The organism is Uliginosibacterium sp. H1 (genome assembly GCF_036017065.1).
Lineage (GTDB): Bacteria > Pseudomonadota > Gammaproteobacteria > Burkholderiales > Rhodocyclaceae > Uliginosibacterium.
Window position 1 is genome coordinate 1,301,866 of the sequence record NZ_JAYXHR010000002.1, and the last position, 24,279, is coordinate 1,326,144.

Annotated in this window: 30 protein-coding genes; 17 read left to right on the forward strand and 13 right to left on the reverse strand. The window is 67.0% G+C overall.

The features are described 5' to 3' along the window. From rsmA to VVD47_RS15495, 3 genes are all read left to right on the forward strand, one after another. Complete coding sequence (rsmA, locus tag VVD47_RS15485; RefSeq protein WP_327604388.1) at window positions 1-792, forward strand: 16S rRNA (adenine(1518)-N(6)/adenine(1519)-N(6))-dimethyltransferase RsmA; 792 nt, start codon at window positions 1-3, stop codon at window positions 790-792. Beyond that, complete coding sequence (gene ybeY, locus VVD47_RS15490) at window positions 789-1,241, forward strand: rRNA maturation RNase YbeY (RefSeq protein WP_327604389.1); 453 nt, start codon at window positions 789-791, stop codon at window positions 1,239-1,241. The genes rsmA and ybeY overlap by 4 nt, the downstream gene beginning before the upstream one ends. 95 nt (window positions 1,242-1,336) lie before the next feature. Beyond that, window positions 1,337-2,179, forward strand: a complete 843-nt coding sequence (locus VVD47_RS15495; RefSeq protein WP_327604390.1) for an HlyC/CorC family transporter — start codon at window positions 1,337-1,339, stop codon at window positions 2,177-2,179. Between the two features lie 66 nt (window positions 2,180-2,245). Here the strand turns inward: VVD47_RS15495 and VVD47_RS15500 are convergent, their stop codons facing one another. Next, window positions 2,246-2,659, reverse strand: coding sequence for a hypothetical protein (locus VVD47_RS15500; RefSeq protein WP_327604391.1), 414 nt, complete (start codon window positions 2,657-2,659; stop codon window positions 2,246-2,248). A gap of 205 nt (window positions 2,660-2,864) precedes the next feature. Here VVD47_RS15500 and VVD47_RS15505 point away from each other — a divergent pair, with 205 nt between their 5' ends. The 5 genes from VVD47_RS15505 (at window position 2,865) to VVD47_RS15525 (ending at window position 6,274) form a co-directional block, all read left to right on the forward strand. Beyond that, entirely contained in the window at window positions 2,865-3,257 is a 393-nt protein-coding gene (locus VVD47_RS15505; RefSeq protein WP_327604392.1) for an RNA-binding S4 domain-containing protein, read from the forward strand. 38 nt (window positions 3,258-3,295) lie between these two features. Then, window positions 3,296-4,342 carry a Holliday junction branch migration DNA helicase RuvB gene (gene ruvB, locus VVD47_RS15510; protein WP_327604393.1) on the forward strand — a complete coding sequence of 349 codons (1,047 nt, stop codon included), beginning with the start codon at window positions 3,296-3,298 and terminating at the stop codon, window positions 4,340-4,342. 65 nt (window positions 4,343-4,407) lie between these two features. Next, on the forward strand, window positions 4,408-5,109 hold the full coding sequence (locus VVD47_RS15515) for a DUF502 domain-containing protein (RefSeq protein WP_327604394.1): 702 nt from the start codon (window positions 4,408-4,410) through the stop codon (window positions 5,107-5,109). Further along, on the forward strand, window positions 5,106-5,465 hold the full coding sequence (locus VVD47_RS15520; RefSeq protein WP_327604395.1) for a DUF2784 domain-containing protein: 360 nt from the start codon (window positions 5,106-5,108) through the stop codon (window positions 5,463-5,465). The genes VVD47_RS15515 and VVD47_RS15520 overlap by 4 nt, the downstream gene beginning before the upstream one ends. Window positions 5,466-5,572: 107 nt before the next feature. Next, the gene (locus VVD47_RS15525) at window positions 5,573-6,274 is read left to right on the forward strand and encodes a M48 family metalloprotease (RefSeq protein ID WP_327604396.1); all 702 of its coding nucleotides are present in this window, start codon (window positions 5,573-5,575) and stop codon (window positions 6,272-6,274) included. A gap of 10 nt (window positions 6,275-6,284) precedes the next feature. Here VVD47_RS15525 and VVD47_RS15530 read toward each other — a convergent pair whose 3' ends face one another. Next, window positions 6,285-7,070: a sulfite exporter TauE/SafE family protein gene (locus VVD47_RS15530; RefSeq protein WP_327604397.1), complete on the reverse strand. Its 786-nt coding sequence runs from the start codon at window positions 7,068-7,070 to the stop codon at window positions 6,285-6,287. Window positions 7,071-7,227: 157 nt separating this feature from the next. Here VVD47_RS15530 and VVD47_RS15535 point away from each other — a divergent pair, with 157 nt between their 5' ends. Beyond that, complete coding sequence (locus tag VVD47_RS15535) at window positions 7,228-8,127, forward strand: DMT family transporter (protein WP_327604398.1); 900 nt, start codon at window positions 7,228-7,230, stop codon at window positions 8,125-8,127. A 7-nt stretch (window positions 8,128-8,134) separates the two neighbouring features. Here the strand turns inward: VVD47_RS15535 and VVD47_RS15540 are convergent, their stop codons facing one another. The 9 genes from VVD47_RS15540 to gshA all read right to left on the reverse strand — a co-directional run bounded on the left by VVD47_RS15540 (window position 8,135) and on the right by gshA (window position 17,154). Further along, the gene (locus VVD47_RS15540) at window positions 8,135-8,920 is read right to left on the reverse strand and encodes a hypothetical protein (RefSeq protein ID WP_327604399.1); all 786 of its coding nucleotides are present in this window, start codon (window positions 8,918-8,920) and stop codon (window positions 8,135-8,137) included. A gap of 111 nt (window positions 8,921-9,031) precedes the next feature. After that, window positions 9,032-10,753, reverse strand: a complete 1,722-nt coding sequence (gene ptsP, locus VVD47_RS15545; protein ID WP_327604400.1) for a phosphoenolpyruvate--protein phosphotransferase — start codon at window positions 10,751-10,753, stop codon at window positions 9,032-9,034. A gap of 37 nt (window positions 10,754-10,790) precedes the next feature. Next, on the reverse strand, window positions 10,791-11,060 hold the full coding sequence (locus VVD47_RS15550; RefSeq protein WP_327604401.1) for an HPr family phosphocarrier protein: 270 nt from the start codon (window positions 11,058-11,060) through the stop codon (window positions 10,791-10,793). 1 nt (window position 11,061) lies between these two features. Further along, window positions 11,062-11,457, reverse strand: a complete 396-nt coding sequence (locus VVD47_RS15555) for a PTS sugar transporter subunit IIA (RefSeq protein ID WP_327604402.1) — start codon at window positions 11,455-11,457, stop codon at window positions 11,062-11,064. Between the two features lie 130 nt (window positions 11,458-11,587). Continuing rightward, window positions 11,588-12,478, reverse strand: coding sequence for a M48 family metallopeptidase (locus VVD47_RS15560; protein ID WP_327604403.1), 891 nt, complete (start codon window positions 12,476-12,478; stop codon window positions 11,588-11,590). 249 nt (window positions 12,479-12,727) lie between these two features. Then, window positions 12,728-13,729 (reverse strand): M48 family metallopeptidase, encoded by a 1,002-nt coding sequence (locus VVD47_RS15565; protein ID WP_327604404.1) that lies wholly within the window; start codon window positions 13,727-13,729, stop codon window positions 12,728-12,730. 7 nt (window positions 13,730-13,736) lie between these two features. Beyond that, entirely contained in the window at window positions 13,737-14,807 is a 1,071-nt protein-coding gene (locus VVD47_RS15570; RefSeq protein ID WP_327604405.1) for a YjgN family protein, read from the reverse strand. 101 nt (window positions 14,808-14,908) lie between these two features. Further along, complete coding sequence (gene gshB, locus VVD47_RS15575; RefSeq protein WP_327604406.1) at window positions 14,909-15,859, reverse strand: glutathione synthase; 951 nt, start codon at window positions 15,857-15,859, stop codon at window positions 14,909-14,911. A gap of 2 nt (window positions 15,860-15,861) precedes the next feature. Next, complete coding sequence (gene gshA / locus VVD47_RS15580) at window positions 15,862-17,154, reverse strand: glutamate--cysteine ligase (RefSeq protein WP_327604407.1); 1,293 nt, start codon at window positions 17,152-17,154, stop codon at window positions 15,862-15,864. Window positions 17,155-17,364: 210 nt separating this feature from the next. Here gshA and VVD47_RS15585 point away from each other — a divergent pair, with 210 nt between their 5' ends. The 8 genes from VVD47_RS15585 to pncC all read left to right on the forward strand — a co-directional run bounded on the left by VVD47_RS15585 (window position 17,365) and on the right by pncC (window position 22,752). Then, entirely contained in the window at window positions 17,365-17,967 is a 603-nt protein-coding gene (locus tag VVD47_RS15585; protein WP_327604408.1) for a riboflavin synthase, read from the forward strand. After that, entirely contained in the window at window positions 17,964-19,076 is a 1,113-nt protein-coding gene (gene ribBA, locus VVD47_RS15590; RefSeq protein WP_327604409.1) for a bifunctional 3,4-dihydroxy-2-butanone-4-phosphate synthase/GTP cyclohydrolase II, read from the forward strand. Before VVD47_RS15585 ends, ribBA begins: the two co-directional genes overlap by 4 nt. A 1-nt stretch (window position 19,077) precedes the next feature. Then, window positions 19,078-19,551 (forward strand): 6,7-dimethyl-8-ribityllumazine synthase, encoded by a 474-nt coding sequence (gene ribH / locus VVD47_RS15595; protein WP_327604410.1) that lies wholly within the window; start codon window positions 19,078-19,080, stop codon window positions 19,549-19,551. After that, window positions 19,548-20,018 (forward strand): transcription antitermination factor NusB, encoded by a 471-nt coding sequence (nusB, locus tag VVD47_RS15600; RefSeq protein WP_327604411.1) that lies wholly within the window; start codon window positions 19,548-19,550, stop codon window positions 20,016-20,018. The genes ribH and nusB overlap by 4 nt, the downstream gene beginning before the upstream one ends. A gap of 81 nt (window positions 20,019-20,099) precedes the next feature. Continuing rightward, complete coding sequence (locus VVD47_RS15605) at window positions 20,100-20,711, forward strand: glutathione S-transferase family protein (RefSeq protein WP_327604412.1); 612 nt, start codon at window positions 20,100-20,102, stop codon at window positions 20,709-20,711. A 5-nt stretch (window positions 20,712-20,716) separates the two neighbouring features. Beyond that, entirely contained in the window at window positions 20,717-21,685 is a 969-nt protein-coding gene (gene thiL / locus VVD47_RS15610; protein ID WP_327604413.1) for a thiamine-phosphate kinase, read from the forward strand. A gap of 60 nt (window positions 21,686-21,745) precedes the next feature. After that, entirely contained in the window at window positions 21,746-22,228 is a 483-nt protein-coding gene (locus tag VVD47_RS15615) for a phosphatidylglycerophosphatase A family protein (RefSeq protein WP_327604414.1), read from the forward strand. Further along, a complete protein-coding gene (pncC, locus tag VVD47_RS15620) occupies window positions 22,225-22,752 on the forward strand; it encodes a nicotinamide-nucleotide amidase (RefSeq protein ID WP_327604415.1) in 528 nt (175 codons plus the stop codon). Before VVD47_RS15615 ends, pncC begins: the two co-directional genes overlap by 4 nt. On the opposite strand, the gene VVD47_RS15625 is transcribed toward pncC, so the two are convergent. Both VVD47_RS15625 and VVD47_RS15630 read right to left on the reverse strand, forming a co-directional pair. Then, window positions 22,734-23,519 carry an anaerobic ribonucleoside-triphosphate reductase activating protein gene (locus VVD47_RS15625; protein ID WP_327604416.1) on the reverse strand — a complete coding sequence of 262 codons (786 nt, stop codon included), beginning with the start codon at window positions 23,517-23,519 and terminating at the stop codon, window positions 22,734-22,736. The genes pncC and VVD47_RS15625 overlap by 19 nt on opposite strands. 235 nt (window positions 23,520-23,754) lie before the next feature. Further along, the gene (locus VVD47_RS15630; RefSeq protein WP_327604417.1) at window positions 23,755-24,153 is read right to left on the reverse strand and encodes a hypothetical protein; all 399 of its coding nucleotides are present in this window, start codon (window positions 24,151-24,153) and stop codon (window positions 23,755-23,757) included. Window positions 24,154-24,279 lie beyond the last annotated feature (126 nt).

Here is a 24,279-nt window from a genome sequence, read left to right on the forward strand (position 1 = left end):
ATGCCGGACGGCCACATCGCCCGCAAACGCTTCGGGCAGAACTTCCTGCACGACCGCAACATCATCGGCAAAATCGTCTCGGCCATTGCGCCGAAGCCGGGTGAGACCGTCGTCGAGATCGGCCCGGGCCTGGGGGCGCTGACGCAGCCGCTGCTGGCGGCCTGTGGCCACCTGCACGTGGTGGAAATCGACCGCGACCTCATCGCCCGCCTGAAGGAAACCTACGAGCCGACGCAACTGAGCATCCACGAGGGTGACGCGCTGAAGTTCGATTTCGGCAATCTGCCGACGCCGCTGCGCGTCGTGGGCAATCTGCCCTATAACATCTCCACGCCATTGCTGTTCCACCTCGCCCAGTATGCCGAGCGGGTGCGCGACATGACCTTCATGTTGCAGAAGGAGGTGGTGCAACGCATGGTGGCGGAACCGGACACCGAGGAGTACGGACGCCTGTCGGTGATGCTGCAGTACCGTTTCAACATGGCGCGCCTGTTCGATGTACCGCCGGGGGCGTTCAATCCCGCCCCGAAGGTGACCTCGGCCATCGTGTGGATGCAGCCACGCCCGCTCGCCGAACTGCGGTGTCGCGACGCGGTGCTGCTGTCGCGCATCGTCACCGCCGCATTCGGCCAGCGCCGCAAGACGCTGCGCAATACCCTGCGCGAATGGCTGGGCGATGCCGATTTTGCCGCGCTGGGTATCGACCCCGGCGCGCGCGGCGAGGTGCTCGGCGTGGATGACTACGTGCGCATCGCCAATCACCTCAGCATGCGCGACGGGCTGGAGCGATGAACCTGCCGCGTCGCCTCAACCTGTCGGTGCAGTACCAGGTGAGCGACCCCAGCCTGCCCACGCGCCCGCAGATACGCCGGTGGATCCGGGCTGCCGAGCCCGGTGCCGCGCAGATCGCCGTGCGCTTCGTCGACGCGGACGAGGGGCGTACCCTCAATCGTGACTACCGGGAGAAGGACTACGCCACCAACGTGCTGTCCTTTCCCTACGAGGTGGAGCCGCTGCTGATGGGCGACCTCGTGTTGTGCTGGCCGGTGTTGCTGGCCGAGGCGGCGGCACAGGGCAAGACGGTGGAGGCGCACGCGGCGCACCTCATCGTGCACGGCACCCTTCACCTGCAGGGCTACGACCACGAGAGCGAGGTCGACGCAGTGGAAATGGAGACCCTCGAGCAGGAGATTCTGCTCGGTTTGGACTATCCTGATCCTTATGCCGGTGAGGACAGGTAAGGAATGATGAGGGGCCGAAACGTGAAACGTGAGGGGTGGAGAGCTGCCACCCCTCACGTTTCTCGTTTCAATCCTTCCGTTTCACCCTCCGATTTATGGAACCTTCCAGTAGCCGACCCAGATTCCTTGAACGACTGTCCGCCCTGCTGACGCGGGAGCCGGAAGACCGCGGCGCCCTGATCGATCTGCTCCACGCCGCCTACGAGCGCAATCTCTTCGACGCGGATGCGCTCAGCATCATCGAAGGCGCACTGAACGTCGCCGACATGCAGGTGCGCGACGTGATGGTGCCGCGTGCGCAGATGGACATCATCGGGATCGACGATCCTTTCGAAGAGGTGGTCGCCTTCGTGCTGGAAACCGCGCACTCGCGCTTTCCGGTGGTGGGTGAGAACAAGGACGACGTGCTGGGCATCCTGCTGGCCAAGGACCTGCTCCGCGCGCGCAACCAGGACGGCTTCAGCCTGAAGGACAACCTGCGGCCGGCCGTCTTCATTCCCGAGTCCAAGCGGCTCAACGTGTTGCTCCGCGAGTTCCGCGTCAGCCGCAACCACATGGCGATCGTGGTGGACGAGTACGGAGGCGTGTCCGGCCTGCTGACCATCGAGGACGTGCTGGAGCAGATCGTCGGCGACATCGAAGACGAGTACGACTTCGACGAGGATGCCGACAACATCATCGTCGACCAGTCGGGCCGCTACCGCGTCAAGGCCATCACGACCATCGAGGACATCAACGAGGCCTTCGGCACCGACTTCCCGCGTGACGATGCGGACACCGTCGGCGGCATGGTGATCGCCCGCCTTGGCCGCCTGCCCAAGCGTGGCGAGGTGCTGCAGATCGACAACCTCCGGGTGCACGTGTTGCGTGCAGACAGCCGCCGCGTACACACCCTGTTGATCGAGCGCCTGACGCCGGCGCCCACAGTCGGAGGCTGAGCGCCAGCCCACGCACGAAAGCAGAACGCCCGCTGATGCGGGCGTTTTGTCTTGGCCTGCCGGATTTCAGACCGGCAAGGCGCGGTCGATCTGGCTGCAGAGGTTGCTTACCCACTTGTGATAGTTGGGGTGGATCAGTGCGGCGGCGCCTTCGCCGCGATAGTTCATCTCGGTGCTGTCCGCATACGCGACGGAGTAACCGGTCGCGTGATAGCTGACGTCGACCACCACGGTGTGGCTGCGCACCTGGATGCCCAGGCGGATCTTGCCCGGCTCTTCCGACCGGACCTGCCAGCCGAGATTGCGGCCGCCATTGACGATGGCATCGCGGACCTGGGCGGCGGTGCGCGCACCGTTGCCGGGCTGGACGACGGCACGTTGTGCCGGTTCGCCTACCGGCACGGCGCGGGCCGCCAGTGCGCCGCCGGCGGACAGGCCAATGACAAGCACGGCACAGAGCCGGATGAATTGCTGGAACATGTTGCGATCTCCCTTGAGCTGATTGGCCGCGCACTGCGTGGTGCGCGACGCGTACGGACTAACCCCGGTTTCAGGCCGGAGCAGAAACGGCGGCGCAGCCTAGCAAGCGGGCAGGGCGCGTAACAATCCGGCCAATCGGGCGGGCGACTGGTGGCGGATAATGCGGGTTCGATCGTTGCAGCTCTTCTCGCAGGAAGCTTTTTGCATGGCACAGACCCTGACCGCCGTCCGCATCGACAAATGGCTGTGGGCCGCCCGTTTCTTCAAGACGCGCACGCTGGCCACCGAGGCGGTGGAGGGCGGCAAGATCCACGTCAACGGCCTGCGCATCAAACCGGCCAAGGACGTGAAGGCGGGTGACCGGGTGGAGATCAGCATCGGCGAGACGCGCTGGGAGCTGGTCGTCCAGCAACTCTCCGACAAGCGCGGCCCGGCCACCGTGGCGCGCACGCTCTACGAGGAGACGGCCGAGAGCAGTGCGCGCCGTGCCGCGCAGGCGGAGGCGCGGCGCTTCGAGGTGGAGCCGGCCGACTGGATGCCCGAGGGGCGTCCCACCAAGCGCGCCCGCCGCATGCTGGAGCGGCTGCGGCGCGGCTGAGCGCCGTCGCGACACAGGCCCCGCTTATACTGCCCGCCATGATCGAGACCGATTCCTTCCAGCCTGGCCGCATCGTTTCCGCGTCGAACACCACGCCGCAGGAAGACGCCATCGAACGCGCGCTGCGGCCCAAGCGGCTGGCCGAGTACGTCGGCCAGAAGAAGATCCGCGAGCAACTGGAGATCTTCATCCACGCCGCGAAGAACCGCAAAGAGGCGCTGGACCATGTGCTGCTGTTCGGCCCGCCCGGCCTGGGCAAGACCACGCTGGCCCACATCATCGCCGCCGAGATGGGCGTGAACCTGCGCCAGACTTCCGGCCCGGTGCTGGAGCGCGCTGGCGACCTCGCCGCGCTGCTGACCAATCTCGATCCGCACGACGTGCTGTTCATCGACGAGATCCACCGCCTCTCGCCGGTGGTGGAGGAGATCCTCTACCCCGCGCTGGAGGACTACCAGATCGACATCATGATCGGCGAAGGGCCGGCGGCGCGCTCGGTGAAGCTGGACCTGCCGCCCTTCACGCTGATCGGTGCCACGACGCGCGCCGGCATGTTGACCAACCCGCTGCGCGACCGCTTCGGGATCAACGCGCGGCTGGAGTTCTACACGGCCGACGAGCTGGGCTACATCGTCAGCCGCTCCGCCGGCCTGCTGAACGTGGAGATCGAGGATGCCGGCGCGCTGGAGATCGCGCGCCGCTCGCGCGGCACGCCGCGTATCGCTAATCGCCTGCTGCGCCGCTGCCGTGACTATGCGGAAGTGAAGGCGCAGGGACGCATCACCCGCGAGGTGGCGGACGCCGCGCTGATCATGCTGGACGTCGATAGCGTCGGGCTGGACATCATGGACCGCAAGCTGCTCGGCGCCGTGCTGGAGAAATTCAACGGCGGCCCGGTTGGCCTGGACAACCTGGCAGCCGCCATCGGCGAAGCGCCGGACACCATCGAGGACGTGCTGGAGCCCTACCTGATCCAGCAGGGTTATCTGCAGCGTACACCGCGCGGTCGCATCGCCACGCCCGCGATCTGGCGCCACTTCGGCCTGTTGCCGCCGAAGCAGGACGGCGACATGTTCGGCGCCTGATTCCGTCACGATTTCACGTCCTCGTTCCCACTTCCTCTTTCCACGCCCTCGTTCCCACGCCCCTCATGACCCGCCTGCCACCGCCCGTTCCCGACAACGCGACTCCCGGCATCAAGGAGGCCTTGTCCGCAATGGTCCAGCCCTTGCTGACGGGCCTGCTGGCACTGGCGCCACTTGCGCTCACCGTGGTGTTGCTGGGCTGGGCGGCGCGCATCGTGCGCGACTTCATCGGCCCCAACAGCCTGATCGGCCGCGGCCTCGCCGCGGTGGGCTTCACCTTCGCATCCAACCCGATGACGGCCTACGCGATCGGTGCCGTCCTCCTGCTGGGCGTGGTCTACGCGGTGGGGGTGGTGGTGCAGACGCGCCTGCGCCATGCCTTGTCCGGACTGATCGACTCCACCGTGCGGCGCATTCCGTTCATCAGCACCCTGTACGACACCACGACGCGCTTCATCGGCATCTTCGACCGCGACGCGAAGGCCGATGTCGCGGCGATGAGCCCGGTGTGGGTGTTCTTCGGTGAATCGCGCGGCACGGCCGTGCTGGCCCTGATGCCCAACCCCGTGCCGGTGCTGATCGACGACCAGGAATACCTGACCGTGCTGGTGCCCACCGCGCCGGTGCCCATCGGCGGCGGCCTGTTCTACGTACGCCGCGATCAGGTCAGGCCCGCGGACATCGGCGTGGAACAACTCAGCAGTGTCTACCTGTCCATGGGCCTGACCCCCCCGACGCCGGCCGGGGCACCTGCCCGCAAGCAATGATCTGGCGCACGCTGGCCGATGCGGTGCTGGTGCTGCATCTGGCCTTCGTGCTGTTCGCCCTGCTCGGTGGCCTGCTGGTGCTGCGCTGGCGCTGGCTGGCCTGGCTTCATCTGCCCGCCCTGGCCTGGGGGCTGTGGATCGAACTCTCCGGCGGGGTCTGTCCGCTGACGCCACTGGAAAACGGCTTGCGCCTGCGCGGTGGCGAGGCCGGCTATGGCGGCGGCTTCATCGAGCACTACCTGCTGCCGGTGCTCTACCCTCCCGGCCTTACCCGCGAGACGCAATGGTGGCTGGCCGCCGTGCTGGCCGCGGTCAACATCGCCGTCTACGGCCGCTTGTTGTGGCGTCGCCGCTGACCCACCTGCCCTTCTGTCGGATGTCACGTATTTGACATGTACGCCTGCGCTTGCTTGATTGAAAGCTGGCATCGCAACACCGCGGCAACGCGGGCAGGGGGTGGCGCATGGCAGTCTGGCGTTATCTCGTTCTGGGGTTCGGGCTGCTGCTCGCAGCGCCGGCGCTCGCCCAGCTCGAATTCGACTACATGGTGGGGGTGGCGGAGGACCGCTACGACACCCTCGTGCTCAACGCGCGCCGCGACGGGCCACCCGACGAGCTGGCCAGCGGCTTCGAGAAGCGTGCGGGGAACGTCGCACGACGGCTGTGGGTGATCGTCCGCGAGCAGCATCCGGACGTGATGAACGCGCGCCTGGATGTGCTGGTCCTGGCCGATCTGGCGGTGCCCTTCGCGGTGCTGGGGCGCGGCAAGATCATCGCGGACCGTGACTACGCCCTGTCGCTCAGCGACGAAGCGATGGCCGCTGCCGTGGCACATGAGCTGGCGCATCTGGCGCTGTCGCACCAGAAGAAGCGCCTGGCGCTCGGCATGGCCCTGATGGGGAGCGACGTGCCGCAGCGGCTGGACCAGCGTGTGCGGCTGGCGATGCGGCTGTCGTCCAGCCCGGCGGAGTCGCGCGCCATCGAGGCGGAAGCCGACAGCTACGCCCTGAAACTGCTGCAGGCGGCCGGCATGCCGCGCGAGGGTCTGCTGGAAGCCTTGCTGGCCCTGCGGGGGCGCATGCAGGACGAGGCCTGGTTCAGCGACGTGGCGCCACGGGTGGCCAGCCTGCGGGCCGAGCTGGGCCTGGACCCTTCGATGCCGTAGCGCCCTGTCTTCAGGCGAGCCAGGGCCGCGCGACGTCGAACAGCAGCTTGGCGAGCAGGCTCAGGGCCAGTACCAGGAACAGGCGCCGTATCCAGGCGTTGCCGCCCTTGAAGGCGAGCCGGGTGCCGACGAGCGCGCCGGCGATGCCGGCCAGTCCCAGCGGGATGGCGATCTCGTAGAACACCAGCCCGGCCGGTACGAAGAAGGCCAGCGCGGCGAGGTTGGTCGCCATGTTCACGACCTTGGCGCAGGCCGTGGCGCGCAGGAAATCGAAGTGGAACACGCGCACGAACAGGAACAGCAGGAAGCTGCCGGTGCCGGGGCCGAAGAAGCCGTCGTAGAAGCCGATGGCACAGCCCAGTGACAGGCCGATCCACATATCGCGCCGGGTGATCGGACGATTCGCGTCCACCGCGCCGAACTGCGGCTTGAACCAGGTGTAGATCAGCATCACCACCAGCAGCACGATGACCAGCGGGCGTACCCATTCCGCCGGCAGGTGATGGACGGCGCGTGCGCCCAGGTAGGCGCCGGCAAACGCCGCGCCGGCTGCCGGCACCAGCATGCGCCAGGGCAGGGCGAGACGGCGGGCGTACTGTGACATCGCCACCGTATGGCCCATGACCGAGCCGAACTTGTCGGTGCCCAGCAGGGCGGCGGGGGCGGCGGCAGGGTAGGTGGCGAAGAGGCCCGGCACCAGGATCAGGCCGCCTCCGCCGACGACGGCGTTGATGAGGCCCGAGGCGAAACCCAGGGGCAGCAGGAAGATCAGTTCCAGCGGGAGTTCGGAAGGCATGTGCAGCGAGGAAGGGAGCGGCTGGTCAGGTTTTGTTGCAGCGCCGCGTCGGCGGACTGTAACATTCAACTACCATACAGGCTAGTTTGTCTGACAGCTTGGCCGCTCAGGGCACCGCCGCCCGCCCTCCAACTTTGATCTACCGCACAGCGCAACGATGCCTGGCCTGCTCCGCCGACTCGACAACCCTTACTTGCTGCTGGTACTGACCGTCCTGTTCTGGTCGGGAAACTGGGTGATCGGTCGCGGCATCCGCGGCGAGGTGCCGCCCGTGGCGCTGGCATTCTGGCGCTGGGTGCTGGCGTTCCTGTGTGTCCTGCCGCTGGCCTGGCCGCATCGTGCCGCGATGGCCGAGGCCCTGCGGCAGCAGCCCTGGCGGCTGATCGTCATGGCGTTGCTGGGCATCACCGGCTACAACACGCTGACCTACATCGGGCTCAAGCACACCACGGCCACCAACGGCGTGCTGCTCAATTCGCTGATCCCGGTGGTCATCATGGCGCTGTCGTGGCCGGTCTTCCGGCGCCGCCTCAGCCTGCGCCAGTGGTTGGGGACCATGGTCTCGCTCGCGGGCGTCACGGTGGTGGTGGCCCATGGCGAGCTGGAGTACCTGCTCGGCCTGCGCATCAACCCCGGTGACCTGTGGATCCTGCTGTCGGTCTTCGTGTGGGCGGCGTACACGGTGTTGCTGCAATGGCGGCCGGTCCCGCTGCATCCGATGGCACTGCTCGGGCTGTTGTGTGGCCTGGGGGTGATCGGCCTTGCGCCGTTCTACGCCTGGGAGCTGGCCCAGGGCCTGCGCATCCATGTGTCGGCGGCGTCGATGTCGGCCATGCTCTATACCGGCGTGGTGCCGGCTTTTCTCGGTTACGTTTTCTGGAATCGCGCGGTGTCACGCGTGGGCGGCGCGACTTCCGGGCTGTTCATCCATCTGATGCCGGTGTTCACGCCATTGCTGGCCGCGCTGTTCCTGGGCGAGGCGCCGCGCGTGTATCACTTCGTGGGGCTGGCGCTCATCGTCGGCGGCATCCTGGTGAGTACCTCGGTGCGCCGCTGACGAGCCGCTACAGCCAGAGCCGTGGCGCCAGGACGCGGGCCACGCTGCGCAGCGTGTTCTTGGCGCGATAGCCCAGTCCTTCGTAGCTCTTGTTGGAGTGTCCGCTGACGCCGGCCAGACGAGGCTGGCGACGGAAGCGCGGTACGACGCGGGCCTTGCCCCCTGCCGCTTCGGGGCCGGTGAGCAGCGTGAAGAAGGCCTTCTCCAGCACGTAGCTCTTGCCATACTGGCCGCGCAGGCATGCGTCGTAGGCAGCGGGCGTGAACGAAAACACCCGCAGCTCCATCCAGTCATTGCCACCGAGCCGCTCGCCGATCAAAGGCACCTTGCGCAGGTCGCAATAGAAACCGTAACCGGCTGGCGCGGTCGCCAGCATTTCCGCGATGTTGAGCAGCTTGAGCCGGCCGGTGAGCTTCCACATCGGCGTATCCATCTGGACCGCGCCGCTGGCAATGAGCCGTGACAGACCCTCGTCGACCATGCGGAATTCGCCGTAGCCCTTGCCCTTGGACGCGGGGTACTCGCTGCTGGTGTTGATGAGTTGCAGCCGCTTGGTCGAGCCTTGCTCCGCAGCCACCCGTGCGAACGGACTGAGATCGGCGTCGGAGTTCTCCATGATGACGATCTGGTCGACCAGCGCGTCGTCCACCGTCAGGTAGAACCGGAATGCCTCCAGGTACTCCCGTAGCCGTAGTTGCGGATCGTTGCGGACCGAGCCGGGCATGCCGGATGGGGGTTGCACGGTCGCCGTCATCACCAGCGTCGCGGGCTTGTTGTGCGGGGTCTTGGCCATCGGGCTCTCCGGTGCGCTAGTGGGCAGCTGCCGCCCATACTAGCGTTCAGAGTGCCTTGTTTTGCGGCGCAACACAGGATTGCCACACGGACAAACGGGCAGGCGTGTTCCCTACAGCCGCTCGACCGCCTCGCGCAGTCGCTCGGGCTCGTCCAGCTTGATGAGCCGGGCCACCTTGGCGGACAGGTCTGCGTAGTCCGCGCGCAGGACTTCCTGCTTCACTTCCAGGATCTGCGACGGGTGCATGGAGAACTGATGGAGCCCCATGCCCAGCAGCAGGCGGGTGAAGCGTGCGTCACCCGCCATCTCCCCGCACACCGACACCGGAATCTCGTTGCGGGCGCCGACCTGGATGGTCTGGTGGATCAGCCGCAGGATCGCCGGGTGGAGCGGGTCGTACAGGTGCGCCACCGCCTCGTCGGTACGGTCGATGGCCAGGGTGTACTGGATGAGATCGTTGGTGCCGATGGACAGGAACTGCAGGCGCTTGACGAACATGCCCAGCGACAGCGCCGCAGCCGGGATCTCGATCATGCCGCCCACCGGCACGCTGTCGTCGAACTTCACCTTGTCGGCGCGCAGGCTGGCCTTCGCCAGCGCAATCGCGTGCAGGGCGGCATCCACCTCGTGGGCGTGCGAGATCATCGGCAGCAGGATGCGGATCTTGCCGTACTGGCTGGCGCGCAGCAGCGCCCGCAGCTGCGTCTGGAACATCTGCGGCTCGGCCAGGCAGTAGCGGATCGCCCTCAGGCCGAGCGCCGGGTTGGTCTCCATGCGCGGGCCACCACTCTTCAGCGCCTTGTCGGCGCCGATGTCCAGCGTGCGGATCGTCACCGGCTTGCCGGTCATGGCCTTCGCCACTGTCCGGTAGGCCTCGAACTGCTCGTCCTCGTCAGGCAGTTCGTCCCGGTTCATGAACAGGAACTCGGTACGGAACAGGCCGATGCCTTCGGCCTCCACGTCGCGCACCTGCGGGAGATCGCGTGGCAACTCGATGTTGGCCTGCAGCGAGATCAGCTCGCCGTCGAAGGTGGCAGAGCGGTTGCTGCGCAGGCGCTTGAGCTTGGAGCGCTCCAGCTCCAACTCGCTCTTGCGCAGGCGGTACTCGTCGAGCACGCGTTCGTCGGGGTCGACGATGATGATGCCGCGTGCGCCGTCGATGATGATGATGTCGTCATCACGCACCGTGTGCCGCACATGGCGCAGGCCCACCACGGCCGGAATGCCGAGGCTGCGCGCGACGATGGCGGTGTGCGAGGTGGCGCCGCCCACGTCGGTGACGAAGCCCGCCACCTGGCGGTTGTCCTTGAAGTGGATGGTGTCGGCGGGGGACAGGTCGTGGGCCACCACGATGGTGCCCAGGTCTTCCTTGCGCCGTGGTGACACCGAGCCGGGGTGGCCGAGCAACACCTTCAGCAGGCGCTCCACCACCTGCACCACGTCCGCCTTGCGCTCACGCAGGTAGGGGTCGTCGATGGCCTCGAACTGCTCGACGATCTGCTCCATCTGCTGCACCAGTGCCCACTCGGCATTGCAACGACGCTCGCGGATCAGGCTGCGGGCCGCAACGGTCAGCATCGGGTCGTCCAGCAGCATGGTGTGCAGGTCGACGAAAGCGGCGACTTCGGACTGTGCGCTGGTGGGGGTGGCGCGCAGGGTGCGCAGTTCGGCATGCACTTGCGCGACAGCTTCGTCGAGGCGGGTGATCTCCGCCTCGACGTGGCGGGGTGCAATGACGTACTGGTTGACCTCCAGCAGCGCGTGCGAGACCAGATGGGCATGGCCGATGGCAATGCCCTGCGAGACAGGGAGGCCGTGAAGGGTGAAGGGCATCTGCGGAGTGTGGCCGGTCGTCGGGGGCGTTGCGGGCCTACTCGGCTTCGCCGAACCGGCTGGCGATCAACTCGACAATGGCCTGCAGGGCGGACTCGGCGTCTTCGCCCTCGGTCTCGATGGTCAGACGCGTTCCTTGCGACGCCGCCAGCATCATGACGCCCATGATGCTCTTGGCATTGACGCGGCGGCCCTGCTTTTCCAGCCAGACCTCGCTGCGGAACTGCGTGGCAAGCTGGGTAAGCTTGGCTGACGGGCGTGCGTGCAGTCCCAGTCGATTGGCGATCTCGGCTTCGGCACGAGGCATCTCAAACCCCTCCCTTCATGTGCAGCACGCCGTCGCAGCCACCTGCAACGGCTTTCTGGATCACGGTGTGAATATCGTCCTTCTCGCGGTAGGTCAAGATGCGAAGCAGCATCGGCAGATTGGCGCCGGCAATGCCTTCGACATGGCCGGGCTCCAGCAGCTTGAGCGCGATATTGGATGGCGTGGCACCGAAGATGTCGGTCAGCAGGATGACGCCCTTGCCGGAGTCGACCGAGTCCACCCAGCGTCGAGCGGTCGGCAGGATATCCAGCGGATCGTCCTGCGCCGAAACGCCCAGCTGTGCAAGCTGTGGCGGACGACGGTTGAGGACGTGGCAGGCACACTGGATCAGCGATTCGCCGAGCGTGCCGTGGGTGAGCAGGAAGATCCCGATCATGCTTGCGACTGTGCATCGTTGCGGTGCATCACTTTACCATCGGCATCGCCGCGGCCGTATGTCGCGGGACATATGGGGCGATGCACGGACAGGCAGTGAAGCGAACGCAGAAACGAGTGCCGGGGGGCGCTCAGGCGCCGTCGCGCAGGATCAGGTCGATGCGCTGCTGGATGACCGGCTCGGCGGCAAGAATGCCGGGCAGGCCGGGGCGGGAAAGGGTCTTCTGGCTGTCGATACGTTGCAGCATGCCGGCCAGCCATACCGGTTCGATTGCGTTGGCGCGCAACATTGCCAGCGCGTAGCGGTCGGCAGCCATGTTTGCCTCGGGGCTGCCTTGCCAGTCGATGAAGCGGCGGGCCAGCGCCTGGCTGCCGCGCTGCTCGTCCTGCAGATAGATGGCCGTCAGGACCGGCAGCATGGCATCACGGATTGCCGCCTCCAGGCGCCGTTGCTGCTGCAGCTTGCCCAGCAGGTGGGCGAGCAAGGCGAGGATCTCGCGATCATCCTGGGCCAGGTTCACGATCTCGTCGGTGACGACCAGCTCGCCGCCTGGCAGCGTGAAGGCACGGGCTCCGGCCAGGTCACCCCGGCGGAACAGCAGGCGGTAGGCGGGAGCCCCCTCGCTCGGGGCACGCATCGCAGCGAAATGCGCCCGGATGGCGTCCTGCCTTGTCAGCGGAAGCGCCGTGGGTTGTAGCCAGTCCTTGTCCAGTGCATCCAGCGTCGTTTGCGAAGCGCTGCGCACCCATTGGGCAGGCAGGCGCTGGGCCAGCTGGTCTGCCACGAGGGGTCGGGTGAGATGCATCCCCGCCACCAGCACGATACCGAGGACCAACATGCCCACCAGCACGATGCGCCACCGGCGATGGCCGCGGGAGGGCGATGCCTCATGCGCGCCCTGGCGTTGCTCCGGGAAGCGGAGGATGCGGGGCGAGGCCGCATAGGAAGGCTCGCGCTGGCTCGTGCCAGCAGCCGGCTTGCCGTCGCGCTGGCTATGGAGCTGCGCCGCTGCCGGAGTCATGTCCGTGCGGCTCCGTGGCGCCTGCCGGAACGCAAGGCATCCCGCCGTGGCACGTCATGGCGACACGGTTGCGGGATGGAGGGTGCGTAAGCAATTGGCATGGCGGGTGGGCGGGGAGGATGATCTGATTATGCTTACGGTGCCTTGAGAGGGGTCTGAAGCGCCCTTTGGTCTGTATCAAAAGGGCAGGGTCTTGCGCGGCGGATAATGCCTTGGGCATAAGAACGGCCGGCTGGCGCACGGCCAGCCTCAGCGATGGACCTTCAGGGCCTCGATGCGTTCCGCGGTATGCGGGTGAGTGGACAGTAGCGAGGGGGTGCCATCAACCTTTCCGGCATGCGCCTGCTCCAGCCGTTGCAATGCGGTGGCGAGCCATTCGGACGACAGATTGTTGTGTTGCAGCATGCGTGCCGCGTAGGTGTCGGCCTCCCGCTCGAACTCGCGGGAGTAACGCGCGCCGAGGACCGCTGAGGACAGTCCGGCCAGTGCGGTGCTGACATCGCCCAGCCAGGCCGTCACCGCGGCGCCGACGATGATGCCCTGCAAGGCACTGCGCAGTCCGTGCCGGTAGTGCTGGTGTCCCAGTTCGTGCGCCAGCACCGCCATGATCTCGCGGTCATCCCTGGCCAGCGCCACCAGTTCGTCGGTGAGCACGATGTCGCCGCCAGGCAGGGCGAAGGCGTTGGCGCCAACCTGTGGCGCGGCGCGGAACAGCAGTCGCCAGTGCGGTGCTTCGCCGTCGGGAGGGCGCAAGGCGGCGAACTGGCTGCGCAGCGCCTCGCGTCGCGCACCCGGAAGGCGAGAAGGCCGCAGCCAGTGGTCGTCGAGCAGTTCGAGGGTTTCTTCGCCGCTCCTGGCGACCAGCTCTTCCGGCACGCGTGCTGCCACGAGATCCGCGGCGATGGGAACGCCCCATTGGTAGCCGGCCGCCGCGATGGCGATCAGGGCGACGATGGCCAGCACTGCAAGCAGCAGGCTGCGCTGGCCGCGTGCGACCAGGCCGTCGCGATACCCGCCTGCCTGCAGCAGGCTCGCCAGTCCTTCGCGATCGTCGACCTCGCAAACCCCGCCGCCGGGCAGTCGCAGCAGGCGAGGACCGTCACCCAGTTGCTCGGTGACGTCCACTTCCTGCAGCGGATGCCGGCGCAAGGTTTCCTCGCCGTCGTTCAGCATCAACGCGCCGTCCTGCCAGTCCAGCAGGACGGCGCGAGGGCGGCTGCTGCGGCCGTCGAAGTAGCGGGCTTCCACCATGTGTCGCCTACAGTCCCAGGTCGAGGTCCAGCCAGTCTGCAGCTTCCTCCCCGGTGGCGCCGACGTCCTGCTCGGCATGGGCGAGGAAGTCGTCCAGCCCGCCATCGGCGAGCAGTGCGGTGTGCTCGGCGCGGTAGCGCGCCAGACGCACGACTGCCCAGGGCCAGTAGAACCCCAGCGTCAGGATCAGGCCCAGCAGGTTGGTCAGGCTGATCCACAACAGACCGCGCGCGCGTACCGTCGACACGAAGCGGATGCGGCCCAGCGTGCTGTTGTTCCACACGAGGTTCAGCAGGCGAGACCAGGCATAGGGGCCGATGAGGAAGAACACGACGAAATAGAACGCGACGACGCCGATGATGCCGATGGCAACACCATCAGGTGTAACGCCAGGCGCGAAACCCGCCATCGGCAGATAGCTCAGGAATATGGCGCCGAACGAGATCGCGAGGGCGAGCAGCATCAGGCCGAGGATCTTCAGGAAGACCTTGTAGTAGTCACCCACCGTCGCGGTCATTTCGAAGTTGCTCTGACCGAAGAACAGGTTGTTCATCTTGTAGCGCGCCTGCCCTTGCATGGCCCACGGGGCGGCCAGACCCAGGGTGATCGCAGTGGCCAGGCCACGGCCGACATAGGCACGGAACGCTTCGCCCAAGGTGCCGGCGAAATGGAAGCGCAGGCCGCGGTAACTGGTGTTCCAGGCCCGGAAGCGCAGCGCCTGGCGGATCATCCACGGGCTGATGAGGAAGACCAGGCCCAGCACGGCGTAGACCAGACCGAGCGAGCCGCTGAAACCGGCTACCTGATAGATCACGAAGATGCCGAACACCAGCAGGCGGCCCTTGAGGATGCCGACCGGGTTGCCGTGGTAGTCGAAGCCGGAGCCGGCCAGCAGGGTATTCCGATGGAAATACTGCAGGCGTCGCACCTTGGCCCAGGCGGAATAGATGCCCAGCGTGCAGATGCTCAGCAGCAGGTTGACGATCCAGATCCTGAAGTAGTCGCCGCCGCTGCCGGTGAAGGACAGCCTGTATTCCTGGGTGTTGCCCACTGCGTCGTGGGTCTCGCTCAGATCCATCGTTCCCCTCCCTGGAGAATCATTGTGACGTGGAGGGGATTATGCCGACACGCTAGCGACGGGCAGCGTGCCCTTGCGGGCCATGCGCGGCGGCCCGCGGCTTACTGCGTGGCTTCCAGCGCTTCGATGACCTTGGTGGCGATGTCGTAGCCCGTCTGCTGGCGGATCTCGACCATGCAGGTGGGGCTGGTGACGTTGATCTCGGTCAGCCTGCCGCCGATGAGGTCAAGGCCCACGATCAGCAGGCCGCGCGCCCACAGCGGCGTAGCCAGCGCCTCGGCGACCGCGCGTTCCTCGTCGGTCAGCGGCATCGCCACACCGCGGCCGCCCGCGGCGAGGTTGCCGCGCGTTTCGCCAGCCTTCGGAATGCGGGCGAGGCTGTAGGGCATGACTTCGCCGCCCACCAGCAGCACGCGCTTGTCACCTTCCGATATCTGCGGCAGATAGCCCTGCGCCATGATCGTGCGCCGGCCGTTGTCGGTCAGCGTCTCGACAATGGCGTTGCGGTTGGGGTCGTCGGCGCGCACCCGGAAGATGCCGATGCCGCCCATGCCGTCCAGCGGCTTGAGGATGGCGTCCTGCTGCTCGTCGATGAAGGCGTTGAGGTCGCCCGCGTCGCGCGCGACCAGGGTGGTCGGCGTGAACTGCGGGAACTCGGAGATGGAGAGTTTCTCCGAGTGGTCGCGGATCGCGCGCGGGTCGTTCCACACCTTGGCGCCCTGCGCGACTGCACGTTCCAGCATCCAGGTGGCGGCCACGTACTCGGCGTCGAAAGGCGGATCCTGGCGCATCAACACGGCGTCGAAGCTGCGCAGCGCTTCCTGCGCGGTCTCGCCGCTCACGTACCAGTGATGGTCGTCATCGTGCAGGGCCAGGGCGGTGGCGCGTGCGCTGACCAGGCCGTCGCGCACGCTCAGGCTGTCGCGGCCGATGCTGTACACGGCGTGGCCGCGCGCCTGCGCGGCACGCATCATGGCGATGCTGGAGTCCTTGTAGGCCTTGAGCTTCTCGATCGGATCGACGATGAAGGCGATGCGCATGCCTGTCGCCATCCTCAGGCCACCACCGCTTCCGCCGGGGCGGTCTGCTCCAGCTCGACCGAGGCGGCCAGCAGGGCCAGGCGGGCCACCACGCCATAGGCGTAGAAGCGGTTGGGACCTTCGTCCGGCGCCTGGCGGCAGTCCGGTACGCTGCACGGGCTGTCGAAGGCCAGCGGCTCGAAGTGCATGCCGGGGGCATTGAGGTTCTCGTCGCGGCCGCGGTCGTTGTTCACGCGGTAGAAGCCGCCCACGACGTAGTGGTCGATCATGTACACCACCGGCTCGGCCACGCCGCCGCTGATGGTCTCGAAGGTATGCACGCCTTCCTGGATGATCACCTCGGTGACCTGCATGCCTTCCTTCACCACGCTCATCTTGTTGCGCTGGCGACGGTTGAGGTCTTTCACCTCGCTGGCGTCATGCACCGTCATCACGCCCATGCCATAGGTGCCGGCATCGGCCTTGACGATGACGAAAGGCTTTTCGTCGACGCCGTACTCCTTGTACTTGGCGCGGATGCGCGTCAGCAGCATGTCCACCTGCCCGGCCAGGCAGTCCTCGCCGGTGCGCTCGTGGAAGTTGATCTGGCCGCAGCGGCCGAAGTAGGGGTTGAGCAACCACGGGTCCAGCCCGAGTCGTTCGGCGAAGCCGTTTGCCACCTGGTCGTAGGCGGCGAAGTGGCCGGATTTGCGGCGCTGGTGCCAGCCGGCGTGCAGCGGCGGGATCAGCCACTGGCCGTCGAGGCCCTGCAGGATTTCCGGCACGCCGGCCGACAGGTCGTTGTTGAGCAGGATCGCACAGGGGTCGAAGCCGTCCAGGCCCAGTCGCGAGCCCTTGCGCACCAGCGGCTCCAGCAACAGGGACTCACCGTTGGCCAGCTCGATGCGGGTCGGCGTGGTGACTTCGGGCAGCAGCGAGCCGATGCGCACGGTCAGCCCGGTGTGGCCGAGCAAGCTCACCAGGCGGGCGACGTTCTGCAGGTAGAACTGGTTGCGGGTGTGGTTCTCCGGGATCAGCAGCAGTTGCTGGGCGTCCGGACAGATGCGCTCCACCGCCGCGTTGGCCGCCTGCACGCATAGCGGCAGGAAAGCGGGGTTGAGGTTGTTGAAGCCACCCGGGAAAAGATTCGTGTCGACTGGCGCGAGTTTGTAACCGCTGTTGCGCAGGTCCACCGAGCCGTAGAACGGCGGCAGGTGGTCCAGCCATTGCATGCGGAACCACTGCTCGATGGTCGTGGTGTGGTCCAGGAATTTGCGCTCGAGTTCGAGCAGCGGGCCGTTCAGGGCCGTGGTGAGACGGGGCACCATCTTTGGAGTCCTTTCACGCTGCAGCGGACGGGTGCTGGGAGGTCGATCTTACATCAGCCCACGGCGTGCCCGTTCGCTCCCGGGGGCGACCCGCGGCGCGGTTTGCAGTAAAATCCGCCGTTCCCTCAAGCTGTTGCATGCGTTCGCGGATCGTCAGAGGTTTGCGGTAGCGCATCTTTCCTGCTTCATCTTTTTGCATTCTTTCTTCCCATGTTCTCTGGAATCGTTGCCACCACCGGTCGCATCGTCGAGGCGGCGCCCCTGCAGGACGGCCTGCGCCTGACGGTCGACACCGGCGCGTGGGATATCGCCGATGTCGCGCTGGGCGACTCGATCGCCTGCAACGGCGTGTGCCTCACCGTCATCGAACGCGCCGGCAGCACGCTGAAGTTCGACGTATCCCGCGAGTCGCTCAACTGGACCACCGGCCTGGAAAAGGCCGGCGGCGAACTGAACCTCGAGAAGGCCATGCAGCTCACCGACCGCATCGGCGGTCACCTGGTGAGCGGCCATGTCGATGGCGTCGGCGAGGTGCTGAAGTTCGAGCCCGTCGGTGAGAGTCATGAACTGGTGATCCGTTCCCCGCGCGAGCTGGCCGGTTACATCGCCCGCAAGGGTTCGATCACGGTCAATGGCGTCAGCCTGACCGTCAACTGGGTGCAGGGCACCGATTTTTCAATCAACCTGATCCCGCACACCGTGCAGGTCACCACGCTGAAGCAGTTGCAGGCCGGCAGTCGCGTGAACCTGGAGATCGACCTGATTGCCCGCTATGTCGAGCGCATGCTGGCCTGGAAGAAGGAAGAACAATGAGCAGCACCGCAGGCAGCGTCCTGTCGCCCGTCCTCGAAATCGTCGAGGATATTCGCCTGGGCAAGATGGTCATCCTCATCGACGACGAGGACCGCGAGAACGAAGGCGATATCGTCATCGCCGCCCAGCACTGCACGCCGGAAGCCATCAACTTCATGGCCAAGCATGCTCGCGGCCTCATCTGCCTGACCTTGTCCGAGGCGCGGTGCAAGAAGCTGGGCCTGGGCCTGATGGTGCGTGACAACGGCTCGCCGCACGGCACCGCCTTCACGACCTCCATCGAAGCGGCGGAAGGCGTCACGACCGGCATTTCCGCGCATGACCGTTCGCGCACCGTGCAGGCGGCGGTGGCGCCGAATGCGCGCCCCAGCGACATCGTGCAGCCCGGCCACATCTTCCCGCTGATGGCGCAGCCCGGCGGCGTGCTGGTGCGTGCCGGTCACACCGAGGCAGGCTGTGACCTGGCGCAGATGGCCGGGCTGGAGCCGGCCGCGGTCATCTGCGAGATCCTCAAGGACGACGGCAGCATGGCCCGCCTGCCGGACCTCGTGGAATACGCGAAGGAGCACGGCCTGAAGATCGGCGCGATCCGCGACCTGATCAACTACCGCGCCGCCGCCGAGAAGCTGGTGGAGCGCGTCGCCGAGAAGACCGTGCCCACCGCGCACGGTGACTTCCAGCTCGCGGCCTACGAAGACAAGGTGTCCGGCGAGATCCATCTCGCGATGTGGCGCGGCGACATCCAGCCCGGCGTCGAAACGCTGGTGCGCGTGCATGAGCCGGTGTCGGTGCTGGACTTCATCGACCCCGGCAGCACGCGCCACAGTTTCACCGTCGACGCCGCGCTGGCGCGCATCGCCGCCAATGGTCACGGTGTGCTGGTGCTGCTGCGGCGCGACCAGAGCCGGGAGGAAGTGCTGGCGACGCTGGGCTGTCCCGACGTGCCGCGCCCCAACGTGAAGTGGGACCAGCGCATCTTCGGCATCGGCGCACAGATCCTGCGCGATCTCGGCGTCGGCAAGATGCGCGTGCTGTCCACCCCGCTGCGCATTCCCAACATGACCGGTTTCGGCCTCGAGGTCACCGGCTATCTCTCCCCGGAAAACTGACATGCCCCGTTTCGAACACGTCCCCGAGATCGAACCCAACCTGCGCGGCAACGGCCTGCGCGTCGCCGTCGTGCTCGGCCGCTTCAATGCAGACATCGGCGACGGCCTGCTGTCCGCCTGTGTCACCGAGTTGCTGGAGCGCGGCGTGGCCCCCGAGCACATGCTGGTGGCCACCGTGCCCGGCGCGCTGGAGCTGCCGCTCACCCTGCAGCAACTCGCGCGTAGCGGCCGCTACGACGCGCTGGTAGCACTCGGCGCGGTGATCCGCGGTGACACCTACCACTTCGAGATCGTCTCCAACGAAATGGCCGCCGGCATCACCCGCGTGACGCTGGACACCGGTGTGCCCATCGCCAACGGCGTACTCACCACCGAGGACGACGACCAGGCCATCGCGCGCATGCACGGCAAGGGCCGTGACTGCGCACAGGTCGCCATCGAGATGGCCCATCTTCTGAAAGCGATCCGACCATGAGCGACAACAAGCAGGACAAGCCCGCCGACACCAAGCGCACGCCGCGTCACCTAGCGCGCGAACTGGCGATGCAGGGCCTCTACCAGTGGCGCATGAGCGGCAACTCGCTGCCGATGATCGAGCAGCATCTGGAAGCGGAAAGCGAAGACTGGTCGCGCGCCGACCGACCGCTGATGCTGGTGCTGCTGCGCGGCGCGGCGCAGAACGCCGACGCGCTGGAGGCGGAGTTCGCGCCCTACCTGGACCGTCCCATCCACGAGATGTCGCCGATCGAGCGCGCCATCCTGCTGCTGGGCACCTACGAGCTGACCCACCGCATCGAGACGCCGTATCGCGTCGTCATCAACGAAGCCATCGAGCTCGCCAAGCAGTTCGGCGGCAGCGACGGCCACAAGTACGTCAACGGCGTGCTCGACAAGCTGGCGCCGCGCCTGCGTGCGGCCGAAGTGGCCCACGGCCGCAAGTAACAAAGAAGGAACGAAGGCGTCGCGTGGGGCGGCGCCTTCCTGCGTGGCCGGCATCGCCCGGCCCTGTCGCGAGGCTGATCCATGCTCAAGGTGTATGGCGACGTGTATTCCGGCAACTGCTACAAGCTGCGGTTGTTGTTGTCGCAGCTGGAGATTCCGCACGTCTGGCAGCACGTCGACATCCTCGGGCGCGAGACGCACACCGATGCCTTCCTCGCGCGCAATCCCAACGGCAAGATTCCCGTGCTGGAACTCGATAATGGCGCCGGCGGTCGTGAGTTTCTCGCCGAGTCCGGCGCCATCCTGCACTACCTCGCGGCCGGCACGCCGCTGATCCCGACCGACAGGCTGGCGCATGCGCGCATGCTGCAGTGGATGTTCTTCGAGCAGTACAGCCATGAACCCTACGTGGCCGTGGCGCGCTACATCGTGCGCTACCTTGGCCGACCGGCAGACAAGGAAGCGGTGCTGCAGCAGAAGATGGCGCCCGGCTACCGTGCGCTGGACGTGATGGAGCAACAGCTCGCCCGCGAGGACTTCTTTGCCGGCGGCCACTACAGCCTGGCGGACATCGCGCTGTACGGCTACACGCACGTGGCAGAAGAGGGCAGCTTCGAGCTGCAGCGCTATCCGGCGATCCGCGCCTGGCTGGCCCGCGTGCAGGCGCAGCCCGGCTACGTCGGCATGGATTGAGCACGATGCCCGACACGAAGCCCTCCGAATTCGAACTGATCCGCCGCTACTTCACGCGGCCGGTCGCGCACACCGATCTCGCGGTGGGTGACGACGCCGCCTTGATGACGCCGCGGCCCGGCATGCAGCTCGCGGTATCGACCGACATGCTGGTGGCCGGCACCCACTTCTTCGCCGACACTGCCCCCGGCGATCTCGGCTGGAAAGCGGCCGCGGTGAACATCTCGGACATGGCCGCGATGGGGGCGGAGCCCCGCTGGATGTTCCTCGCCTTGTCCCTGCCCGCGGTCGACGAGGCCTGGGTGGCGGCGTTCGCCGAGGGCTTTGCCGCCTGCTGCGCACGCTTCGGCGTGGACTGGGCGGGCGGCGACACGACCCGCGGTCCCCTCAACCTGTGCCCGACTGTGATCGGCGAAGTGCCGGTGGCCGCGGCCATCCGTCGCGACGGCGCACGCGCCGGCGATGACATCTGGGTGTCCGGTACGCCGGGCCTGGCAGCGCTGGGGCTGCGCCATCTGCGCGACGGCCTGCCGCTGGCGGAAGAGGCGAGGGCGCAATGCCTGCGCAGCCTGCATCGTCCGCAGCCGCGTGTCGAACTGGGCCTGGCGCTGCGCGGCGTGGCAAGTGCCATGCAGGACGTGTCGGATGGCCTGCTGGGTGACCTGGGGCACATCCTGTCCCGCTCGCGTCTGGCGGCTGTCGTCGAGGATGCGGCATTGCCCTGGTCACCGGTGCTGGCGGCCTGCAGCGACGAGCCTGCGGCGCGCGCGGCGCTGACGGCGGGTGGCGATGACTACGAGCTGGTGTTCACGGCGGCGCCCGAACTGCGCGAGCAGGTTGCGTCCATCGGCCAGCGCATCGAGCTGCCGTTGACGCGCATCGGCCAGTGCCAGTCCGGCGAGGGGCTGCGTCTGCTCGCACGCGATGGCACGCTGCAACCGGTTGGCCGGGCGGGCTACGACCATTTCGGCTGAACCCTTCGGCTGAACCCTTCGACTGAACCCATCGGCCGGATCAACAGGAAACGAAACGACATGCCGGCTCCCACGCTGCGCTTCATGCTGTCCCACCCCGCTCACATCCTGTCGCTGGGCCTGGGCTCCGGCCTCGCGCCGAAGGCACCGGGCACCTTCGGCAGCTTCGCCGCCTGGGCGGGCTTCCTGCTGCTCAAGCCGCAGCTGTCCGACCTGTCCTTCGGCATCTTCCTGCTGGTCTGCCTGCTGGCCGGCAGCGTGATGGTGGCGCACACCTGCCGTGCGCTGGGCACGATGGACCACGGTGCCGTGGTGTGGGACGAGTTCGTCGCGGTGTGGCTGGTGCTGTGGCTGGTGCCCGCAACGTGGATCTGGCAGTTCGCCGGTGTGCTGGTGTTCCGTTTCTTCGACATCGTGAAACCCTGGCCGATCCGTGTGCTGGACGCGCGCTTCAAGAGCGGCTTCGGCGTGATGCTGGATGACCTGGTGGCGGCGCTGTTCACGCTCATGCTGCTGGCTTGCGCCTGGAGGGTGCTGGCATGAACGACGAGCTGATCGTTCTCGCGCGTGATCTGGGCGAAGCACTGCTCGCGCGCGGCTGGCGGCTGGCGTGTGCGGAGTCCTGCACGGGCGGACTCATCGCCGCGGCGGTGACGGAAATCGCCGGCAGCTCGGCGTGGTTCGAGCGCGGCTTCGTGACCTATGCCAACGAGGCCAAGATGGAACTGCTGGGTGTGCGTGCCGACACGCTGGCGCGGGACGGTGCGGTGAGCGAGGCCTGCGTGCACGAGATGGTGCTGGGCGCGTTGTCGCGTTCGCACGCCGACCTTGCCGTGGCGGTCTCGGGTATCGCCGGGCCCTCGGGCGGCAGTGCGGAGAAGCCGGTGGGAACGGTCGTCATCGGCTGGGCGGACATCGTCGGCGGCGTCAATGTCGCGCGCTTCCACTTCGATGGCGATCGCGCTGCCGTGCGCGAGCAAGCAGCGCACTACGCACTGCGCGGACTGTTGCAGCGGCTTGCGCCCGCAACGGACGCGACGGACGGACTCTACCTGCCCGAGATCTGACCGCAGGCCGGGCCGCCGTCCGCGCGGCGCACGGCGAACAACGGGAAGCGCATGCCAAGCTCCCGCAGCAGGTGCTGCGATATGCCGGCGTGAGGCGGGAGCTCCGTCACCACTCCTTCCGGCCTGAACTCCTGCAGCACGAAGCGGCGTACGCCCAGCGTCGTCAGCAGGTCCGCCGCGCGCAGCACCGCCAGTTCGCTCAGCAGCGCGCTGTGATAGGTCAGGCGGAATTCGCAGGCCACCCCGCTCGCCAGCAACATGCGTGCGCTGCGCATCGCACGCAGAGCGCTGCCGCGGGCGCCGGTGATGCTGTCGTAGTGAGCGGCATCGGCCTTGATGTCGAAGCCCACCCAGTCGAGCAAGGGGAGCAGGGCGGCAAGCCGGTCCGGATACGCGCCGCCGGTATGCAGCCCGGTGCGCAGGCCCATGTCGAGCACGGCGCGCAAGGCGTTCGGCAGCGCCCGGTCAGTCGTCGGTTCCCCGCCGGAGAAGACCACGCCGTCCAGGCTGTCGGCGCGTTGCCTCAGGGCACTTTCGACATGCTGCCAGGTGAGGGCAGGCGGTTCGCTACGTGATTGCAGCCCGGGGTTCTGGCAGTAGCCGCAACGCCATGGGCAGCCCTGCAGGAAGACCACCGCCGACGCGGTGCCCGGCCAGTCGACAGTCGAGAACGGCACGAAGGCACTGACGCGTATGCGCGCCTGCCACGGCGTAACGAGATGATCGCCACCGCGGATGTAGTGCTCGGTGTGGGCGGTATCGCTCAAATGTGTCGGTTAACGCTTGTGGATGACCACCGCGGTGATCGGACAGGCAGGCCGGCAAGGCCCGCCTTCATCGGACATGGCCGGGACTCATGGTTGCAGATTCCGGCGAAGGTTTGGAGGAGGACGAGGGCATGGCGCGAGCGTGCTTGACCTCCATCAAGCCTGCCGCTGACACCATGCACGCGGCTGCGGGCTGCAGGCGGACAGATAGAGGCCATCCGACCGGACGCAGGGATCAGAAGTAGAGCGACTCCACCTGCTGTCCTGCTGCCAGGATGTCGCACTTGTCCGCGCTGCGTCCTTTGGCGCCCTGGATGGCGCCCGCCACGATGCCGACCTTTCCGCCGCTGCCACCCAGCACGGACCCGAAGTAGCAGCTCGCCACCACCTCGGTGCCGCGGTACTGGGCGGAAAGGCGTTGGGTCGGGGTGTAGGGCGCGAAGCTTCCGCGCATCACGGGGTCGCCGTTCACGGTGACCGTGAGTTCCCGGCCGCGTGTCTTGTACTCGCCGCCGAAGACAAACTTCTGACCATTGATGACGACTTCCTTGTCCTGCGCCCGCTTCGGGGCAGAGCCACAGGCCGACAGGGCGATGCTGGCGCCAGCCAGCAGGAGGATGAATGAGGGCTTCATGCGCGTGTCCACAAAAAGCGCGAAGCGTATGCACCGCATGACTGCCGTGCAATTCGGCAATCCTGGCCTATCCGCCGGAAAACGGGTCCGCTCAGTCGTCATTCCGCCGGCATGTCGCGTTTGCCG

Excerpts from the sequence above, each read along its gene's own strand:
- VVD47_RS15605 (WP_327604412.1), top strand. The coding sequence starts at position 20,100 with ATGCTCAAGGTGTATGGCGACGTGTATTCCGGCAACTGCTACAAGCTG.
- VVD47_RS15495 (WP_327604390.1), top strand. The coding sequence starts at position 1,337 with ATGGAACCTTCCAGTAGCCGACCCAGATTCCTTGAACGACTGTCCGCC.
- gshB (WP_327604406.1), bottom strand. The coding sequence starts at position 15,859 with ATGGCGACAGGCATGCGCATCGCCTTCATCGTCGATCCGATCGAGAAG.
- VVD47_RS15550 (WP_327604401.1), bottom strand. The coding sequence starts at position 11,060 with ATGCCTCGTGCCGAAGCCGAGATCGCCAATCGACTGGGACTGCACGCA.
- VVD47_RS15555 (WP_327604402.1), bottom strand. The coding sequence starts at position 11,457 with ATGATCGGGATCTTCCTGCTCACCCACGGCACGCTCGGCGAATCGCTG.
- gshA (WP_327604407.1), bottom strand. The coding sequence starts at position 17,154 with ATGGTGCCCCGTCTCACCACGGCCCTGAACGGCCCGCTGCTCGAACTC.
- VVD47_RS15630 (WP_327604417.1), bottom strand. The coding sequence starts at position 24,153 with ATGAAGCCCTCATTCATCCTCCTGCTGGCTGGCGCCAGCATCGCCCTG.
- VVD47_RS15500 (WP_327604391.1), bottom strand. The coding sequence starts at position 2,659 with ATGTTCCAGCAATTCATCCGGCTCTGTGCCGTGCTTGTCATTGGCCTG.
- VVD47_RS15515 (WP_327604394.1), top strand. The coding sequence starts at position 4,408 with ATGACCCGCCTGCCACCGCCCGTTCCCGACAACGCGACTCCCGGCATC.
- rsmA (WP_327604388.1), top strand. The coding sequence starts at position 1 with ATGCCGGACGGCCACATCGCCCGCAAACGCTTCGGGCAGAACTTCCTG.
- VVD47_RS15570 (WP_327604405.1), bottom strand. The coding sequence starts at position 14,807 with ATGGATCTGAGCGAGACCCACGACGCAGTGGGCAACACCCAGGAATAC.
- ruvB (WP_327604393.1), top strand. The coding sequence starts at position 3,296 with ATGATCGAGACCGATTCCTTCCAGCCTGGCCGCATCGTTTCCGCGTCG.
- VVD47_RS15530 (WP_327604397.1), bottom strand. The coding sequence starts at position 7,070 with ATGCCTTCCGAACTCCCGCTGGAACTGATCTTCCTGCTGCCCCTGGGT.
- VVD47_RS15615 (WP_327604414.1), top strand. The coding sequence starts at position 21,746 with ATGCCGGCTCCCACGCTGCGCTTCATGCTGTCCCACCCCGCTCACATC.
- VVD47_RS15525 (WP_327604396.1), top strand. The coding sequence starts at position 5,573 with ATGGCAGTCTGGCGTTATCTCGTTCTGGGGTTCGGGCTGCTGCTCGCA.
- nusB (WP_327604411.1), top strand. The coding sequence starts at position 19,548 with ATGAGCGACAACAAGCAGGACAAGCCCGCCGACACCAAGCGCACGCCG.
- VVD47_RS15565 (WP_327604404.1), bottom strand. The coding sequence starts at position 13,729 with ATGGTGGAAGCCCGCTACTTCGACGGCCGCAGCAGCCGCCCTCGCGCC.
- pncC (WP_327604415.1), top strand. The coding sequence starts at position 22,225 with ATGAACGACGAGCTGATCGTTCTCGCGCGTGATCTGGGCGAAGCACTG.
- ribBA (WP_327604409.1), top strand. The coding sequence starts at position 17,964 with ATGAGCAGCACCGCAGGCAGCGTCCTGTCGCCCGTCCTCGAAATCGTC.
- VVD47_RS15535 (WP_327604398.1), top strand. The coding sequence starts at position 7,228 with ATGCCTGGCCTGCTCCGCCGACTCGACAACCCTTACTTGCTGCTGGTA.
- VVD47_RS15560 (WP_327604403.1), bottom strand. The coding sequence starts at position 12,478 with ATGACTCCGGCAGCGGCGCAGCTCCATAGCCAGCGCGACGGCAAGCCG.
- ybeY (WP_327604389.1), top strand. The coding sequence starts at position 789 with ATGAACCTGCCGCGTCGCCTCAACCTGTCGGTGCAGTACCAGGTGAGC.
- VVD47_RS15585 (WP_327604408.1), top strand. The coding sequence starts at position 17,365 with ATGTTCTCTGGAATCGTTGCCACCACCGGTCGCATCGTCGAGGCGGCG.
- thiL (WP_327604413.1), top strand. The coding sequence starts at position 20,717 with ATGCCCGACACGAAGCCCTCCGAATTCGAACTGATCCGCCGCTACTTC.
- ribH (WP_327604410.1), top strand. The coding sequence starts at position 19,078 with ATGCCCCGTTTCGAACACGTCCCCGAGATCGAACCCAACCTGCGCGGC.
- VVD47_RS15520 (WP_327604395.1), top strand. The coding sequence starts at position 5,106 with ATGATCTGGCGCACGCTGGCCGATGCGGTGCTGGTGCTGCATCTGGCC.
- VVD47_RS15505 (WP_327604392.1), top strand. The coding sequence starts at position 2,865 with ATGGCACAGACCCTGACCGCCGTCCGCATCGACAAATGGCTGTGGGCC.
- ptsP (WP_327604400.1), bottom strand. The coding sequence starts at position 10,753 with ATGCCCTTCACCCTTCACGGCCTCCCTGTCTCGCAGGGCATTGCCATC.
- VVD47_RS15540 (WP_327604399.1), bottom strand. The coding sequence starts at position 8,920 with ATGGCCAAGACCCCGCACAACAAGCCCGCGACGCTGGTGATGACGGCG.